Source organism: Pseudomonas sp. RV120224-01b (assembly GCF_003208145.1).
Taxonomy (GTDB): Bacteria; Pseudomonadota; Gammaproteobacteria; order Pseudomonadales; family Pseudomonadaceae; genus Aquipseudomonas; species Aquipseudomonas monteilii.
Genome location: NZ_QKMQ01000008.1, coordinates 15,602 through 31,451, shown reverse-complemented (window position 1 = coordinate 31,451; position 15,850 = coordinate 15,602). Strand labels below are relative to the sequence as shown.

The 15,850-nt window shown below is 63.0% G+C and carries 20 protein-coding genes; 11 read left to right on the top strand and 9 right to left on the bottom strand.

All coding sequences use genetic code 11. From position 1 onward, the window contains the following. The first annotated feature begins 108 nt into the window (after positions 1-108). On the top strand, positions 109-711 hold the full coding sequence (locus N436_RS14150) for a glutathione S-transferase family protein (protein ID WP_012271075.1): 603 nt from the start codon (positions 109-111) through the stop codon (positions 709-711). A gap of 69 nt (positions 712-780) precedes the next feature. Here N436_RS14150 and N436_RS14145 read toward each other — a convergent pair whose 3' ends face one another. The 5 genes from N436_RS14145 to N436_RS14125 form a co-directional block, all read right to left on the bottom strand. Further along, positions 781-1,152 (bottom strand): glutaredoxin domain-containing protein, encoded by a 372-nt coding sequence (locus tag N436_RS14145; RefSeq protein WP_105946012.1) that lies wholly within the window; start codon positions 1,150-1,152, stop codon positions 781-783. A gap of 59 nt (positions 1,153-1,211) precedes the next feature. Beyond that, positions 1,212-1,757 (bottom strand): GTP cyclohydrolase I FolE, encoded by a 546-nt coding sequence (gene folE / locus N436_RS14140; protein WP_012271077.1) that lies wholly within the window; start codon positions 1,755-1,757, stop codon positions 1,212-1,214. A 70-nt stretch (positions 1,758-1,827) separates the two neighbouring features. After that, positions 1,828-2,388 carry a Smr/MutS family protein gene (locus N436_RS14135; protein ID WP_016715062.1) on the bottom strand — a complete coding sequence of 187 codons (561 nt, stop codon included), beginning with the start codon at positions 2,386-2,388 and terminating at the stop codon, positions 1,828-1,830. A gap of 60 nt (positions 2,389-2,448) precedes the next feature. Then, entirely contained in the window at positions 2,449-2,769 is a 321-nt protein-coding gene (locus N436_RS14130; RefSeq protein WP_016715063.1) for a hypothetical protein, read from the bottom strand. Positions 2,770-2,855: 86 nt separating this feature from the next. Then, on the bottom strand, positions 2,856-3,446 hold the full coding sequence (locus N436_RS14125) for a cysteine hydrolase family protein (protein ID WP_016715064.1): 591 nt from the start codon (positions 3,444-3,446) through the stop codon (positions 2,856-2,858). Positions 3,447-3,626: 180 nt separating this feature from the next. Here N436_RS14125 and prmB point away from each other — a divergent pair, with 180 nt between their 5' ends. Continuing rightward, positions 3,627-4,535 (top strand): 50S ribosomal protein L3 N(5)-glutamine methyltransferase, encoded by a 909-nt coding sequence (prmB, locus tag N436_RS14120; protein ID WP_016715065.1) that lies wholly within the window; start codon positions 3,627-3,629, stop codon positions 4,533-4,535. A gap of 49 nt (positions 4,536-4,584) precedes the next feature. Here prmB and N436_RS14115 read toward each other — a convergent pair whose 3' ends face one another. Continuing rightward, positions 4,585-5,367 carry a hypothetical protein gene (locus tag N436_RS14115; protein ID WP_110741373.1) on the bottom strand — a complete coding sequence of 261 codons (783 nt, stop codon included), beginning with the start codon at positions 5,365-5,367 and terminating at the stop codon, positions 4,585-4,587. Between the two features lie 65 nt (positions 5,368-5,432). Next, positions 5,433-6,395 (bottom strand): alpha/beta hydrolase, encoded by a 963-nt coding sequence (locus N436_RS14110; protein WP_105946013.1) that lies wholly within the window; start codon positions 6,393-6,395, stop codon positions 5,433-5,435. Positions 6,396-6,632: 237 nt separating this feature from the next. On the opposite strand from N436_RS14110, the gene aroC reads away from it, so the two are divergent. The 3 genes from aroC to N436_RS14095 all read left to right on the top strand — a co-directional run bounded on the left by aroC (position 6,633) and on the right by N436_RS14095 (position 9,490). Continuing rightward, positions 6,633-7,724 (top strand): chorismate synthase, encoded by a 1,092-nt coding sequence (gene aroC / locus N436_RS14105; RefSeq protein WP_110741372.1) that lies wholly within the window; start codon positions 6,633-6,635, stop codon positions 7,722-7,724. Positions 7,725-7,799: 75 nt separating this feature from the next. Beyond that, positions 7,800-8,954, top strand: coding sequence for an MFS transporter (locus tag N436_RS14100; protein WP_110741371.1), 1,155 nt, complete (start codon positions 7,800-7,802; stop codon positions 8,952-8,954). Then, positions 8,954-9,490 carry an oxidase gene (locus tag N436_RS14095; protein WP_110741370.1) on the top strand — a complete coding sequence of 179 codons (537 nt, stop codon included), beginning with the start codon at positions 8,954-8,956 and terminating at the stop codon, positions 9,488-9,490. Before N436_RS14100 ends, N436_RS14095 begins: the two co-directional genes overlap by 1 nt. A 123-nt stretch (positions 9,491-9,613) precedes the next feature. Here the strand turns inward: N436_RS14095 and N436_RS14090 are convergent, their stop codons facing one another. Then, positions 9,614-9,886, bottom strand: coding sequence for a DUF3509 domain-containing protein (locus N436_RS14090; RefSeq protein ID WP_016715071.1), 273 nt, complete (start codon positions 9,884-9,886; stop codon positions 9,614-9,616). 265 nt (positions 9,887-10,151) lie between these two features. Here N436_RS14090 and N436_RS14080 point away from each other — a divergent pair, with 265 nt between their 5' ends. Beyond that, positions 10,152-10,676 (top strand): ankyrin repeat domain-containing protein, encoded by a 525-nt coding sequence (locus N436_RS14080; RefSeq protein WP_105946016.1) that lies wholly within the window; start codon positions 10,152-10,154, stop codon positions 10,674-10,676. A 60-nt stretch (positions 10,677-10,736) separates the two neighbouring features. After that, complete coding sequence (locus tag N436_RS14075) at positions 10,737-11,267, top strand: hypothetical protein (protein ID WP_110741369.1); 531 nt, start codon at positions 10,737-10,739, stop codon at positions 11,265-11,267. 121 nt (positions 11,268-11,388) lie between these two features. On the opposite strand, the gene N436_RS14070 is transcribed toward N436_RS14075, so the two are convergent. Further along, complete coding sequence (locus N436_RS14070; RefSeq protein ID WP_177410884.1) at positions 11,389-12,327, bottom strand: ZIP family metal transporter; 939 nt, start codon at positions 12,325-12,327, stop codon at positions 11,389-11,391. A 126-nt stretch (positions 12,328-12,453) separates the two neighbouring features. On the opposite strand from N436_RS14070, the gene N436_RS14065 reads away from it, so the two are divergent. The 4 genes from N436_RS14065 (at position 12,454) to N436_RS14050 (ending at position 15,800) form a co-directional block, all read left to right on the top strand. After that, positions 12,454-12,645 carry a PLDc N-terminal domain-containing protein gene (locus tag N436_RS14065; RefSeq protein WP_012271091.1) on the top strand — a complete coding sequence of 64 codons (192 nt, stop codon included), beginning with the start codon at positions 12,454-12,456 and terminating at the stop codon, positions 12,643-12,645. A gap of 141 nt (positions 12,646-12,786) precedes the next feature. Further along, entirely contained in the window at positions 12,787-14,844 is a 2,058-nt protein-coding gene (locus N436_RS14060) for an LTA synthase family protein (protein ID WP_110741368.1), read from the top strand. A 207-nt stretch (positions 14,845-15,051) separates the two neighbouring features. Then, the gene (locus tag N436_RS14055) at positions 15,052-15,288 is read left to right on the top strand and encodes a hypothetical protein (RefSeq protein WP_016715076.1); all 237 of its coding nucleotides are present in this window, start codon (positions 15,052-15,054) and stop codon (positions 15,286-15,288) included. A gap of 179 nt (positions 15,289-15,467) precedes the next feature. Beyond that, positions 15,468-15,800: a ribonuclease E inhibitor RraB gene (locus N436_RS14050; protein ID WP_016715077.1), complete on the top strand. Its 333-nt coding sequence runs from the start codon at positions 15,468-15,470 to the stop codon at positions 15,798-15,800. Positions 15,801-15,850: the final 50 nt, after the last annotated feature.

The following is a 15,850-nucleotide window of genomic DNA, read 5'->3' as shown; positions in this document are numbered from 1 at the left end:
GACTACAGCGCGCAAGGTTGATCCTTGCCATACAGCGGCCATTGCTTTTAGCCGTACAGTCGCCAACTATTGGGCGCAAATGCAAAACTGCTTGGAAGGGGAGGGGCAATGTACAAGGTCTATGGCGACTACCAGTCGGGCAACTGCTACAAGGTCAAGCTGATGTTGAGCCTGCTGGGCCGGCCGTATGAATGGCACCCGGTGGATATCCTCAAGGGCGAGACCGAAACGCCCGAGTTTCTGGCGATGAACCCTAATGGCAAGGTGCCGGTGCTGGAACTGGAAGATGGCAGTTACCTGTGGGAGTCCAATGCCATTCTCAACTTCCTGGCCGATGGCAGCGAGTTCCTGCCCAGCGAACCGCGTTTGCGTACCCAGGTGCTGCAGTGGCAGTTCTTCGAGCAGTACAGCCATGAGCCGTACATTGCCGTGGCCCGGTTTATCCAGTTCTACCTGGGGCTGCCGGATGAGCGCCTGGAGGAGTACCGCAAGCTGCACAAGGGTGGTTACAAGGCACTGAAGGTGATGGAGCGGCAGTTGCAGATGACGCCGTATCTGGTAGGTGAGCAGTATTCGATTGCCGATGTGGCGTTGTATGCCTACACCCATGTGGCGCAGCAGGGCGGGTTCGATCTGGCCGATTACCCGGCGGTACGGGCCTGGCTGGAGCGGGTCAGCAGCCACCCGCGGCATGTGCCGATGGTGGGTTGATCTTTAGCCTGCACCGGCCTCTTCGCGGGTGAACCTGCAAAGAGGCCGGTGCAGGAAAGCTACAGATCATCAGACTGAAGCAAACCGCTCATCCAGGTAGGCAATGATGGCTTTGGACTCATACATCCAGGTCACTTTGTCACCTTCCTCGATCCGCAAGCACGGCACTTTCACCCGGCCGCCACCCTCTTGCAGGGCCTGACGATGCACCGGGTCGTTCTTGGCATCGCGCAGCGCCACCGGCACGTTCAGCCGGTGCAGGGTGCGGCGGGTCTTGACGCAGAACGGGCAGGCGTGGAACTGGTACAGCGCCAGGCCCTTGGCCGCTTGCTCGACGCGGGCCTGGGCTGCGGCGTCGCGTTTGCGCTTGGCCGGGCGGCTGATCCAGTCGCCGAACACGATGAGCTGGCCGAGGCCAACCCGCAGGGCTTTGACGATCATGGGCAACTCCTGAAATGAAAAAGCCGACCCGGCGGGGTCGGCTTGGGGTCAGCAGCCAATCACTTGATCAGGCTGAGGAACTCGCTGCGGGTGGCGGCGTTCTCGCGGAACTCACCCAGCATCACCGAAGTGATCATGGTCGAGTTCTGCTTCTCGACACCGCGCATCATCATGCACATGTGCTTGGCTTCGACCACCACGGCCACGCCGGCGGCACCGGTTACCTGCTGCACGGCTTCGGCGATCTGGCGGCTGAGGTTTTCCTGGATCTGCAGGCGGCGGGCGTACATGTCGACGATACGCGCAACCTTGGACAGGCCCAGTACCTTGCCCTTGGGCAGGTAGGCAACGTGTGCCTTGCCGATGAACGGCAGCATGTGGTGTTCGCACATCGAATACAGCTCGATGTCCCGGACCAGCACCATTTCGCTGTTGTCAGAGCTGAACAAAGCGTTGTTGGTGACTTCTTCCAGTGTTTGCTCATAACCGCGGCAAAGGTACTTCATCGCCTTTGCAGCCCGCTTGGGCGTGTCGAGCAGGCCCTCACGGGAGACGTCCTCGCCAATCTGGCTGAGGATCTCGGTGTAGTTCTGTTCCAGGGACATGGATCTACCTGTGGGAAAAAATCGCAAAAACGAAGGGTACGGCGGTGCGGGCGGCGCTGCAAGCGCGGCGTTACTCGTCGCGGCCTTCGAGCATGGTTCGCTTGAGCATCACATACACCGCGCCGGTGCCGCCGTGGCGGGCGCTGCACGAGGCAAAACCGAGCACCTGCGGGTGCTGGCGCAGCCAGGTGTTGACGTGGCTCTTGATCATCGGGCGCTTGCCGTCCAGGCGTGCGGCCTTGCCGTGGGTCACCCGCACGCAGCGCACTTCCAGCTTGGTGGCTTCGGCGATGAAGTCCCACAGGGTTTCGCGGGCCTTTTCCACGGTCATGCCGTGCAGGTCGAGGCTGCCTTCGAACGGGATTTGCCCCAGTTTCAGCTTGCGCAACTGGCCTTCCTGCACGCCGTCGCGGCGCCACATCAGTTCGTCTTCGGCGCCTACGTCGATAACAAACTGATCGGACATGCCGTCGATGACCAGGGCCTTGTCACTGCGCACTGTCGCTGCCTGGCGAAGGCCAGCCAGCTGCTGGCGGTCGGCCTTGGGCTTGCCGACTTCGGCACGGTCGTGGCGGATTTGCTTTACGCCGCGCACTTCGGCCTTGAACAGGGAAAAATCGTCGTCTTGCATGATGCCTCCACGTTGGCGGCGTAGTTTACGCGACTGTGGGGCGCAGGTGATACCAAGCCATCAATCATGCTTCTTCATCAGGTGTGGCGAGAGGTTCAATTCCCGCCCGCGACGCAAGCGAATACGGCTGCGCCGCCAAAACCGCACACCCAGCCAAAGCAGCAACAAGCCAGCCCCGGTGAGGATGCTGGACAGCGGCTTGTTGGCATTGAGTTCTTGCAGGGCAGGGTAGTTACCCAGCAGGCCGGCAACACCGGCCATGGCCAGCAGCACGCCCAAGGTCGCCAGCAGGGCCGACAGGCCGGCCGCCAGGCGGGCGCCCCAGTTACGCGGTTGGCGCGGGCGCAGGCGCTTGGCGTCGAAACTGCCTTTAAGCTTCATTCCGCTCTCCTCTGTGGATATCCGGAATTCGACCTGCTGCCGCCCATCGGGTTCCGCCCGGCTGCCGGGCGGTCGTGCCCAGCCCCTTAGATCAGGCTGGCGGTGGGGGCCACGCAAGCGAAGTTGTCGGCCATCACGGCCATTTCGCACTGGTGGATCTGTGCGGCCGGGATTACCCCGTCCTTGAAGGCCAGGTCGCGGGTTGCCGAGGCGTCTTCCACCAGGGTGCACCGGTAACCATAGTCCTTGGCGCGGCGCACGGTGGTGCTGACACTGGAGTGGCTCATGAAACCGCAGACGATCAGGTCCAGGTGGCCGAGCTCCTGCAGGGTTTCGTGCAGTTTGGTGTTCTTGAACGCGTTAGGCATGCGCTTTTCGATGACGATTTCGCCTTCCTGGGGCTCCAGCCCCGGAATGAACTGGCCGGCCGGGCCCTGTGGGTCGAAGCGGCCACCGACAGTGCCCAGGTGGCGTACATGGATGATCGGACGGCCGCTTTTGCGCGCGGCGTCGAGCAACCTGGCGATGTTGGCCACGGCCTCGTCCATGCCCGACAGCTGCAGGGGACCACTGAGGTACTCCTTTTGCGCATCGATGATGATCAGGCTGGCGTGGCTCAGCTTGGCCGGCGGGTAGTCGCGGCCAGTGAGGCGGAACATCGTGGTTGGAACGGACATCAAGGGCTCCTTGGATAGGGCTTTTGTATACCTATTGTCCCCTGCCTTGGCGCCAATGGGAATGGTTGACAACGCAAGCGGCATGGTTACTGGCCTGTGGCTAGCCTTTGGGTAAGGCAAAGGAACAAATGTGCGGGTGGGGCTGTTAGACTTTTGTCCGGTCTGAAATAGGAGTACCCCGTGATCACATCCCGTCTGCGCACGCTGCGCGACTACATCCGCTGGGCGGTCAGCCGCTTCCACGAGCACGACCTGTTCTTCGGCCACGGTGCCGACAACGCCTGGGACGAGGCCCGCCTGCTGGTGCTGGGTGCGGTGCACCTGCCATGGGAGGTGGCCGACAGCTACCTGGACTGCATGCTCGAGGACGACGAGCGGGTACGCCTGCAGCACCTGCTCAAACGCCGCATTGAAGAACGCGTGCCTGCCGCCTACCTGCTGGGCGAGGCCTGGTTCTGCGGCATGTCGTTCATCGTCGACGAACGGGTACTGGTACCGCGCTCACCCATTGGCGAACTGATCGAAAAACGCTTCGAGCCGTGGCTGGCCAGCGAGCCTGCGCGCATTCTCGACCTGTGCACCGGCTCGGGCTGCATCGGCATCGTAGCTGCCGACGTGTTCCCCGAGGCCGAGGTGGTGCTGGCTGACCTGTCGTTCCAGGCGCTTGAAGTGGCCAACCAGAACATCGAACGCCACGGCCTCGACGGCCGCGTGTACACCGTGCAGGGTGACGGTTTTGGCGGCCTGCCGGGGCAGCGTTTCGACCTGATCCTGTCCAACCCGCCGTATGTCGATGCCGAAGACTTCGATGACATGCCGGCCGAGTACCACCATGAGCCCGAGCTGGGCCTGGCCTGCGGCAACGACGGCCTGGACCTGGTGCGGCGCATGCTGGCTGAAGCGGCAGACCATCTGACTGACAAGGGCTTGCTGATTGTCGAGGTGGGCAACAGCCAGGTGCATGTCGAGGCGCTGTACCCTGAGGTGGACTTTGCCTGGTTGGAATTCGAGCGCGGCGGGCATGGGGTGTTCATGCTGACGGCCGAGCAGTGCCGCCAGCATCAGGAATTGTTCAAAGCCCGGGTCTGAGCCATTCGGGGCCGCAAGGCGGCCCCAATTTCCACCGGCTCACGCGGTTTCAGCGGGTGGCGATCCAGATCAACAACCCCGCCTGAAACACCGCAAACGCCACCAGGCAGGTAATGGTAAAGCGCAACCCGCCGTCTTCGCGCTGGTATTTGGCCACCCGCTCATCACGCTCGCGCAGTTGCCCTTCCTTTTCCTGCAACTGCTGGTCGGCCTGCTGCAGCAGGTTGGCGGCATCCAGAATCTCCACCCGCTGCAGCCGCTCGCTGCTCCAGGCGGCCTTGAGCTGGCCCACGGTGATGTCCACGGTACGGCCCTTCAAATGCTGGCTGTCCTCGTACTCCACCTCGATACCCACCCCGCGCAAGCAGTGGTCACGGCGCAGGCGCGAGTCTTCGTTCAACGCATCCTTGCTCGGCAGCGCCATGCCCTCCACCCGATAGTGCGACCACTTGCGCTGCAGCCACTGCACGGCCTGGGCTAGCATGAAGCGGCCGATACCACGGTTCACCGGTTCCAGTTGCAGGCCATGTTCATTGCCGATACGTACCAGGCGCTCGGCATGGTCGACGCGGATGTCCAGGCGGTTCTGCTCTTTGTGCACTTTCTGTCCGGGCAGCTGGATTTCCATGCGCAACAGGCTGTGTGCCTTGTCGTGGCGCTCGGCATAGCCGAACTGCACAAAGCGCAGCGGCCGCGCGCCGGTGCTGCGGTCGGTGGGCAGGGCTGCCAGGCGCAGCAGCTGGAAATGTTCGGCACCAAGGTCGGCCCAGGGCAGGGCGGCGCTTGGCTGGGGCTCTTCGGCCGGCTCTACGGCGGCGGGGGCAATTGTCATCAGGGCAAGTCCTCGGCTATGCCTGCTGTATCGGCAGGCTTGCCAAGGACCTGAGCCCGATTACTTTACGCGGAAGGCAAATGCTGGATGAACGTCACAATTCGCTCACCCAGCTCGTGTGCCAGCGGTAGTTCTGGGTTGAGGTAGCTGTCGCGCTGCTGGCTCATGCTTTTGGGGCTGATGCGTAGCATGTGGTTCATGCCGTCGATCAGCACCAGCTGTGCATCCGGCTTGGCTGCCTTCAGCCGTTCGGCATCGGCCACATTCACCTGCACATCGTTGCGCCCTTGCACGATCAAGGCGGGCATGGGCAGACGGGCAAAGGCGGCTGCCGGGTTTTGCTGAAACAGCGAAATCAGGTACGGCTGCACGCTGGGACGGAACACCTGGCGCAGCGGCGCGGGCACTTCCAGGCTGGTCTGCCCGGCTTGCAGGCGGTCGAGCAGGGCGCTGCCACCGGCCAGTTGCGCTGGCGGCAGGCGACGGGCCAGCTGTTCGCGCAGGACTTCGGCCAGCGGCCGCCCGCTGCCGGCGAGGGTGATCACCGCACTGGCGCCTGCCTGCTCGGCGGCCAGGCTGGCGATCAGCGCGCCCTCGCTGTGGCCAACGAGGATCAGCTGGCCGAAGCGGGGGTCGGCTTTCAGCTTGTGGCTCCAGGCGACCACATCCGCGACATAGCGCTCCACGCTGAGGTCGCGCTCGTCAGGCGTGGCCGGCTGGCTGGCGGCCACCCCGCGTTTGTCGTAGCGCACGCTGGCGATGTGCTCGTTGGCCAGCAGCAGGGCCAGGCGCTTGAGGTTGTCGACCCGGCCTGACGCCGGGTTGTTGCCATCGCGGTCGGTGGGGCCGGAGCCGGCGATGATCAGCACCACCGGCGGCGGCGTGGCCTGTTGCGGCAACAGCAGGCTGCCGTGCAGCACGCCCTGGCCGGTGTCCAGGTCGATGGGGCGTTGCAGCACGGTGGGGGCGGCGGCCTGGGCCAGGCTGGTGCACAGCAGGAAGAGCAGGGCGACGAGGCGCGACATCATGCGGTACTACATGGGGAGATGGTGGTTTGACCCAATGTTTTCTGGAAGGTTCTCTGGCAGTGCATGGCAGGTTCGTCCTCTTCGCGGGCTTGCCCGCTCCCACAGGATTACCACAGGCTTGAACATTGTGGGGTACCTGTGGGAGCGGGCGAGCCCGCGAAGAGGCCAGCACAGGTGGGCAATCCATCTGTATACTGCCTGCTTTCGTTCACCTCAGGCAGAACTCGCGGAGCGTCCATGTCCGGCAATACCTACGGCAAGCTGTTCACTGTCACCACCGCTGGCGAAAGCCATGGCCCGGCGTTGGTCGCCATTGTCGATGGATGCCCACCGGGCCTGGAGATTTCCCTGGCCGACCTGCAGCACGACCTCGACCGGCGCAAGCCCGGCACCAGCCGGCACACCACGCAGCGTCAGGAAGCCGACGAGGTGGAAATCCTCTCCGGCGTGTTCGAAGGCCGTACCACGGGCTGCTCGATCGGCCTGCTGATTCGCAACACTGACCAGAAGTCCAAGGACTACTCGGCCATCAAGGACCTGTTCCGCCCGGCCCACGCCGACTACACCTACCATCACAAGTACGGCATCCGCGACTACCGCGGTGGTGGCCGCAGCTCGGCCCGCGAAACCGCCATGCGCGTGGCTGCCGGTGCCATTGCCAAGAAGTACCTGGCCACCCAGGGCATTACCGTGCGTGGCTACATGAGCCAGCTGGGCCCGATCGAAATCCCGTTCAAGACCTGGGAATCGGTGGAGCAGAACGCTTTCTTCAGCCCCGACCCGGACAAGGTACCGGAGCTCGAGGCCTACATGGACCAGCTGCGCCGGGACCAGGATTCGGTGGGTGCCAAAATCACCGTGGTGGCCGAAGGCGTGATGCCGGGTTTGGGCGAACCGATCTTCGACCGTCTGGACGCAGAGCTGGCCCACGCGCTGATGAGCATCAACGCGGTCAAGGGCGTGGAAATTGGCGCCGGCTTCGCCAGCGTTGCCCAGCGTGGTACCGAACACCGTGACGAGTTGACCCCGGAAGGCTTCCTCAGCAACAACGCCGGCGGCATCCTGGGTGGCATTTCGTCGGGCCAGCCGATCGTTGCTCACCTGGCATTGAAGCCGACTTCCAGCATCACCACCCCGGGCCGTTCGATCGACATCGACGGCAACCCGGTGGACGTCATCACCAAAGGCCGCCACGACCCGTGCGTGGGCATCCGCGCTACGCCGATCGCCGAGGCGATGATGGCCATCGCGCTGATGGACCACCTGCTGCGTCACCGTGCGCAGAATGCTGATGTGAAGGTGAATACCCCGGTGCTGCGCCAGCTCTGATCCGCCTGTATCGGCCTCTTCGCGGGCACTCCTGCGAAGAGGCCGATACAGGTAACAACATGATTGGCTGAACCCATGCCCCCGATCCCCTACTGGCGCCTGTCCAGCTTCTATCTCTTCTACTTCGCTCTGCTAGGCTCCACTGCCCCTTTCCTGGCGCTGTACTTCGACCACCTGGGTTTCTCCCCGGCACGCATCGGCGAGCTGGTGGCCATCCCCATGCTGATGCGCTGCGTTGCCCCCAACCTGTGGGGCTGGCTGGGCGACCGCACCGGCCAGCGCCTGCTGATCGTGCGCCTGGGGGCGTTGTGCACCCTGGCCACCTTCGCCCTGATCTTCTTCGGCAAAAGTTACGCGTGGCTGGCGCTGGTAATGGCCCTGCACGCGTTCTTCTGGCACGCGGTACTGCCCCAGTTCGAGGTCATTACCCTGGCTCACCTGCACGGGCAAACGTCGCGCTACAGCCAGGTGCGCCTGTGGGGCTCGATCGGCTTCATCCTGACCGTGGTCGGCCTGGGCCGCCTGTTCGAATGGCTGAGCCTGGACATCTACCCCGTAGCGCTGGTCACCATCATGGCCGGCATTGTCGCCGCCAGCCTGTGGGTACCCAATGCCCAGCCGGTGGAGCAAGGTGAGCGCAGCAGCGCCGGTGGTTTTTTGCAGCAGTTGCTCGCCCCCGGGGTGATCGCGTTCTACGCTTGCGTGGCGCTGATGCAGCTCAGCCATGGGCCTTACTACACCTTTCTGACCCTTCACCTGGAGCACCTGGGCTATAGCCGTGGAGCCATCGGCTTGCTGTGGGCGCTGGGGGTGGTGGCCGAAGTGCTGATGTTCATGGTCATGAGCCGCCTGTTTGCCCGCTTCAGCGTGCAGCGGGTGTTGCTGGCCAGTTTCCTGCTGGCGGCCGTACGCTGGCTGTTGCTGGGCAACCTGGCAGGTGAGCCGGCCGTGCTGATCTTTGCCCAGTTGCTGCACGCGGCCACCTTTGGCTGCTTCCATGCCGCCAGCATCGCCTTCGTGCAGGCCAGCTTTGGCGCCCGCCAACAAGGCCAGGGCCAGGCGCTGTATGCGGCGCTGTCGGGTACCGGGGGCGCATTGGGGGCGTTGTATTCGGGCTACAGCTGGAAACTGCTGGGCCCCACCTTCACCTTTGGTATGGCCAGTGCCGCAGCCTTGGCCGCAGCCGTTATCATTGCCCTTTGTTCGCAACCGACCAGGACCCGCCCCTGATGAGCATTCTCAGCGTTTTCCACCCCTCCAGCCCGGAACTGCCGAACAAGGTGCTGACGCACCACGACGATATCGTCGCCACCCTGGCCGAGCAGGGCGTGCGTTTTGTGCATGCCGGGCATGGCTTGCGGGTGCGCCCTGGTACGGCCGAAGGCGAGGTGCTGGACGCATGCCGTGAGCATCTGGACCAGTTGATGACGGCGCATGGCAGCAAGGCATTCGTGCTGTTGAACCGCGACGGTGACGACCCGGCGCAGGTCGATGTGCGCGATGAACATGTGCATGACGCCGAAGAGGTGTTTGCCGTAGTCAGCGGGCGTGCGCAGGTTGGCCTGCGTTTGGGCGACCGGGTGTATTCGGTGCTGTGCGAGAAGGGTGACCGGTTGGTGGTGCCTGCGGGGACGCGGCGTTGGGTAGAGCTGGGGGATACGCCGTTTTGCCTGGCGCTGCGGTTGTATGGCAGCGAGCAGGGTGTGCAGGCGCGGTTTACCGGGGATGTGACTGCGCGGGCGTTTCTGGGGATTGACGAGTTGTAATTGCTTGGACGGCCCTATCGCCGGCAAGCCAGCTCCCACAGGATATGCGCAGGCCTTGAGGTTGGCGCGGTCAATGTGGGAGCTGGCTTGCCGGCGATGAGGCCAGTAGCAACATCACAAAACTCAGCGGTAGGTCGGCAAAGCAAACCGCTGCTGGCTTTGCAGCATCGAAATCACCGGCAGTTCACTGGCCTGTTCAGCCAGGTCACGGCGAATGGCACTGATCGCCCAGGACAGCTGCTCGGCACTGTGCAGTTGCGCATAGGTCAGCACCCGGCGGGTAACCTTGCCATCGGCTGCGCGCAGGGTCAGCAGCACGCCGCCATCGGGGCGGGCCTGGGTATTGACCTGGTAAGCAGAAAATACCGAGACGAACTTTTGCTGGATGAGGTCCATATCAACTCCTGGCTGTTGTGTGGCAGACATGAGTAGATAATTGCAGCAGCCGTGCCAGATCTGAATTTCATGAAAAATCCATTAAATACAGGGCTTTACGGAAACTCTACGAAGGCGCCACCGTGCAGGTTGCATGGTCATGCATTTTGCACAGTGCATTTTGCACGAGTCAGGCATTGCCTATCGGCCCCATAGAAACTGAACCTTTGACCCCAATGGCGTGCCTGACAAACACTTGGGCAATCATTTATGCCAGGAGGTTCCGATGACCCGCCAGACCGCCCCCGCCACCATGACCGACGACGAAACCGCCGCATTCGCCGAGCAGGTATTCGAACGTGCCCGCCAGGGCGATGCCGAAATGCTTGAGCGCCTGCTCGCCAGCGGCCTGCCGGCCAACCTGCGCAACCATAAGGGCGATACCCTGCTGATGCTGGCCAGCTACCACGGCCACCACGAAGCAGTGCGCGTGCTGCTGGCCCGCGATGCCGACCCGTTGATTGCCAACGACAACGGCCAGCTGCCTATCGCCGGGGCCGCCTTCAAGGGAGACCTGGCAATGATCCGGTTGTTGCTTGAGCACGGTGTCCCTGTAGACGCTGCTGCGCAGGACGGGCGCACGGCGTTGATGCTGGCGGCCATGTTCAATCGCAGCGAGATCCTCGACTACCTGCTGGCCCAAGGCGCCGACCCGGCGCGCCAGGATGCCCGCGGCGCCACTGCGCTGATGGCGGCGCAAACCATGGGGGCCGTAGACGCCGCCGCCCGCCTGCAAGCGCTGGCCGGCTAACCACCTGGGGGCATTTGCGGCTATCCTTGGCGACTTTTCACCCGTCGCAGGCCCCCTTTCATGAAAACTCAGTTGCTCGAATTCATCAGCCTCATTGGCGCTGGCTGCATGCGCGAGGCCGACATCGAGCGTATCGCCGACGAGGCCGCCCAGGCCTATGCCGACCCGGCTGCTTTCCTGGCCGCCAACCCCGATATCAACTACGACGACACGTTCCCGATTCCGCTGGGTGAATGGGTGGTGCTGGGCAGCCTGCCAGACACCGTGGTGTTCCAGGCCGACAGCTACCAGGACCTGTTCCAGCAGATCAGCGACTCGTTCGACAATAGCGTGCCGTTCACCCTCAAGCCCAAGCAGCTGGCCCGTACCGAGCCACTGACTGCGCTCAACCGCATTCAGGTGCAGATGGGGGCGTTGAACAAAGAGGCGGGGGGTTATGTGCTGCTGAACTTCAGCCAGTTGCTGGATGACGAGCTGCAGATGGTGATGGTGGGGCAGCAAGACCTGGCTCGGGTGCTGGAGCTGGGGGCAGAGGTGGGTATCAAGGTTGAACCGGCCCTGGAAGCTTTGAAAGTCGCTGTACACATCTAAAGGCTGATGGCCCTATCGCCGGCAAGCCAGCTCCCATAGGTACGAGCAGGTTTCAAGCCCTGTGGTGATCCTGTGGGAGCTGGCTTGCCGGCGATAGGGCCTGTACAGCCAACCCAAAACTTCAGCCCAGCGCGGTATCCAGAAACATCATCACCGCAAACCCACCCATCAATCCCAACGTCGCCGCCGTCTGGTGCCCGTTGCGGTGGGTTTCGGGTATCACCTCGTGGCTGACCACAAAGATCATCGCCCCTGCCGCCAGCCCCATGCTGATCGGGTAGGCCAGGGCGAAGCCGGTGGATATCCCCAGCCCGATCACCGCCCCCAGCGGCTCCATCAATCCTGAGCCTACAGCCACCAGCGCTGCCTTGAGGCTCGACAGCCCGGTGGCGCGCAAGGCCAGGGCCACTGCTAGCCCTTCAGGGATGTCCTGAATGGCGATAGCGCTGGTCAGCGGCAGGCCGATGTTCATGTCGCCATTGGCGAAGCTCACGCCGATGGCCATGCCTTCAGGCAGGTTGTGCAGGGTGATCGCCAGCACGAACAGCCACACCCGGCTGATGCGCTCGGCTTCGGGGCCGCAGGGACCGGTGCTTTCATGCTCGTGCGGGGTGAAGCGGTCCAGGCCCAGCATCAAAAGCACGCCCAACACCATGCCCAGCACCACGGTAAAGGCCGCAGCCGGGCCGTTGCCGGTAATCTCGCGGGCCGCATCCAGGCCCGGCAGAATCAGCGAAAACGAGCTGGCCGCCAGCATCATGCCGGCGGCAAAGCCCAGCATTACATCCTGGGTGCGGGCGCTGACATCGCGCAGCACCACCGCCAGCACAGCACCCAGGGCGGTAGCGCCAAAGCCGGACAACCCGCCCAGCACGGCAAGGTGCAGGTTATCGGCGTGGTCGCCGTTCACCGCGTTCCACACGCTGGCGCCCAGCAGCATGACCACCGCCAGCAGGCTAAGGCCGAGACCGGCGCTGAGCCAAGGGGTGTTCACGGCCTGCTGGCGCCAGGCGTTCAGCAGTGAGGGTGGGGCGGCGCTTTGCGTGTGGGCGGGGGGCATACGAACCTCGAATCAATGAATACCGGCAGTCTACTCAGAGACCTGCGCCTATCGCCAAGGATTCGCTTCTATCGGCGCGATAGCTGACTATGCTGTGCAGCAAAGCCTTTTGACAGGAGTTTTAGCATGGGGTCGACATTCAACAGCCTGGTAGGGCTGATCATCCTGGCGCTGGATATCTGGGCCATCCTCAATGTGATCAAGAGTGGCAGCGAGGTGGGCATCAAAGTGTTGTGGATCTTGCTGATCGCTTTGCTGCCGGTGGTGGGCCTGGTGATTTGGGCCATCGCGGGGCCGCGGGGAAATGTGCGCATCTGAAAGGCCGGCACAGACAAAACCCGCAACACCCCGGTGACAAAATTTTCACATTGGTTTAAACAGAATCCGCACCCGCACAATGCTGCGTTGGTCTAGCGCCAGCGCCTCTTCGCAAACCGCAATCCTAGGACCTTCCCATTCATGGCTAACACGGACGCCTTGAAGCAACAGGGCGCGCGAACGTCGTTTTCGCCGCCCCTGAAATCCCACCTGGCCTACACGCTGCTCAGTGGCCTGGTGATCATGCTGATGCTCAGCCTGGTGCGCCTGGCGCTGCTGGTCTACAACAGCGACATGGTCGGCGATACGCCGTATTCCACGGTAGCCGAAGGCTTCCTCAACGGCTTGCGCTTCGACCTGCGGGTGGTGGTGTACCTCAGCATCCCGCTGCTGCTGGCGATCCTCAGCCCCTGGGCCATGGCCCGGCGTGGCGTGTTCCGCTTCTGGCTGACCCTCACCTCCAGCGTGGTGATGTTCCTCGGCCTGATGGAGATGGACTTCTACCGCGAGTTCCACCAGCGCCTCAACGGCCTGGTGTTCCAGTACATCAAGGAAGACCCGAAAACCGTCATGAGCATGCTCTGGTACGGTTTCCCGGTGGTGCGCTACCTGCTGGCCTGGGCCTTCGGCACCTGGCTGTTGAGCCTGCTGTTCAAGGGTATCGACCGTGCCACCCGGGGTGAGGGCGTGCAGCGCGTTGCACCGTGGTACAACCGCCTGGCGGTGTTCATGGTGATTTTGCTGGTGGCCGTGGTCGCTGCCCGTGGCACCCTGCGCCAAGGGCCGCCGATGCGTTGGGGTGATGCTTTCACCACCGACTCCAACTTCGTCAACCAGTTGGGCCTGAACGGCACCCTGACCCTGATCGACGCCGCCAAGAGCCGCTTCGGCGAAGACCGCGCCAACATCTGGAAGCCGGTGCTGGAGCAGAACGTGGCCACGCAAAGCGTGCGCGAACAGCTGCTGACCGCCAACGACACCCTGGTCGATGCCGACGAGGCCGCCATCCGCCGCGACTTCGTGCCGCCGGCTGACCGCACCCTGCCGATCAAGAACGTGGTGGTGATCCTCATGGAGAGCTTCGCCGGCCATTCGGTAGGCGCGCTGGGCAGCCCCAACAACATCACCCCGTACTTCGACAAGCTGGCCAAAGAAGGCCTGCTGTTCGACCGCTTCTTCTCCAACGGCACCCATACCCACCAGGGCATGTTTGCCACCATGGCGTGCTTCCCCAACCTGCCAGGCTTCGAGTACCTGATGCAAACCCCGGAAGGCGGCCACAAGCTGTCTGGCCTGCCGGCCCTGCTCAGCGCCCGCGACTACGACGATGTGTACGTCTACAACGGCGACTTTGCCTGGGACAACCAGTCCGGGTTCTTCGGCAATCAGGGCATGACCACCTTCATCGGCCGTAACGACTTCGTCAACCCGGTGTTCTCCGACCCGACCTGGGGCGTGTCCGACCAGGACATGTTCGACCGCGGTAACGAGGAACTGGCCAAGCACGACGGCAAGAAGCCGATCTACGCGCTGCTGCAGACGCTGTCCAACCACACGCCTTATGCGCTGCCGAAAGACCTGCCGGTCGAGAAGGTCACAGGCCAGGGCCGCCTGGATGAGCACCTGACCGCCATGCGCTATTCGGACTGGGCGCTGGGCCAGTTCTTCGAGAAGGCGCGTAAAGAGCCTTACTTCAAGGAAACCCTGTTCGTCATCGTCGGCGACCATGGCTTTGGCAACCACCAGCAGGTCACCGAGTTGGACCTGGGCCGTTTCAACGTACCGCTGCTGCTGATTGCCCCGGGCATTCAGGAGAAGTTCGGTGCGGTGAATCACACCGTGGGTACCCAGGTCGATATCGTGCCGACCATCATGGGCCGCCTGGGTGGCCAGACCCGTCACCAGTGCTGGGGCCGCGACCTGCTCAACCTGCCTGAAGGCGACCAGGGTGTGGGCATGATCAAGCCGTCGGGCAGCGAGCAGATCGTGGGGCTGGTACAGGGTGACCGCATCCTGATCGAGTCCAAGGACATGAGCCCGCGTATGTACCGCTACCAGCTGGGCAGCGAGTTCAAGGCTGAGCTGATCGAAAGCCCGGACCAGCCGGAAATGCTCAAGAAGCTCGAAGCGTACATTCAGACCGCGACCAAGAGCCTGCTGGATAACACTGCCGGTGTAGTGCACGGTACACCGAAGTAAAGCGGGGGCCGCTATGCGGCCCATCGCCGGCAAGCCAGCTCCCACAGGTACGGCACAGGTTTCAGATCCTGTGCCGTACCTGTGGGAGCTGGCTTGCCGGCGATGGGCCCGGCACAAATCTTCCCTGACTGAACATTCTCTCAGCCTCAAGGTCAGTTATTCAGGCATCACACCAACTGGTGTTCTTGAATTGAGAGGGCTCGTTCAATGAAAGCGTGGGAAGTCATCTTTGCCGATCAGAAAGGCGAACCGTCCACCATGACCCTGCGGGCCGAGCACTGTCCCAGCGAAGAGGACGCCGCGCGGGCCATCCGTTCGCACCTGTTCCCGGTGATGGACGAGCTGGACCTCAACGACTTCCAGGACCGCACCATTTCCCCTACCGCCCGCTGGCTGAAAGAGCATAGCGGCGTGACCATCACCAGCATTCACGAAGCACCCTGACCCACACGTTTGCGTGGCGCCTTTGCAGGCACTACGCTACTGGAAGGTGCCGCCTATTCTGCGGGTTGGCACCGCTTCAATTCGCGTCTTGCATCAGCTCGAACTGCCCGGCCAATGACTGCCGGCAGGTGCGTAGTGCACGGAAAGTCTATCCATAGCATTATTCAGGAGGACGATTCATGAGCAGCCAGAACGACGATATCAGCAGCAACGTCCTGCGCCAGATGAAAGCAGGCGGGTTCGACTTCACCCAGATCCACCCCATCGAGTTCTATGCCGTGTTCCCCGACGAAGCAGGGGCCCGCCGCGCGGCCGGGCAGTTTCGTGGCGAATCGCTCAATGCCCAGGTGAAGGAGCTGGGCGACGGTGCCTGGCACCTGGAACTGAGCAAGGTCATGTATGCCACCTATGGCGGGATTGGCGACTTTGAAGAGGCCTTCGAGCAGTTGGTGACACCTTATGGGGGGGAGGTGGAAGGGTGGGGCGTCAAGCATGAGCGACCGATTGCCTGAGTGTATTGTGTTGCCTTTTTCGCGGGCTCGCCCGCGAAGAAGCACACGCG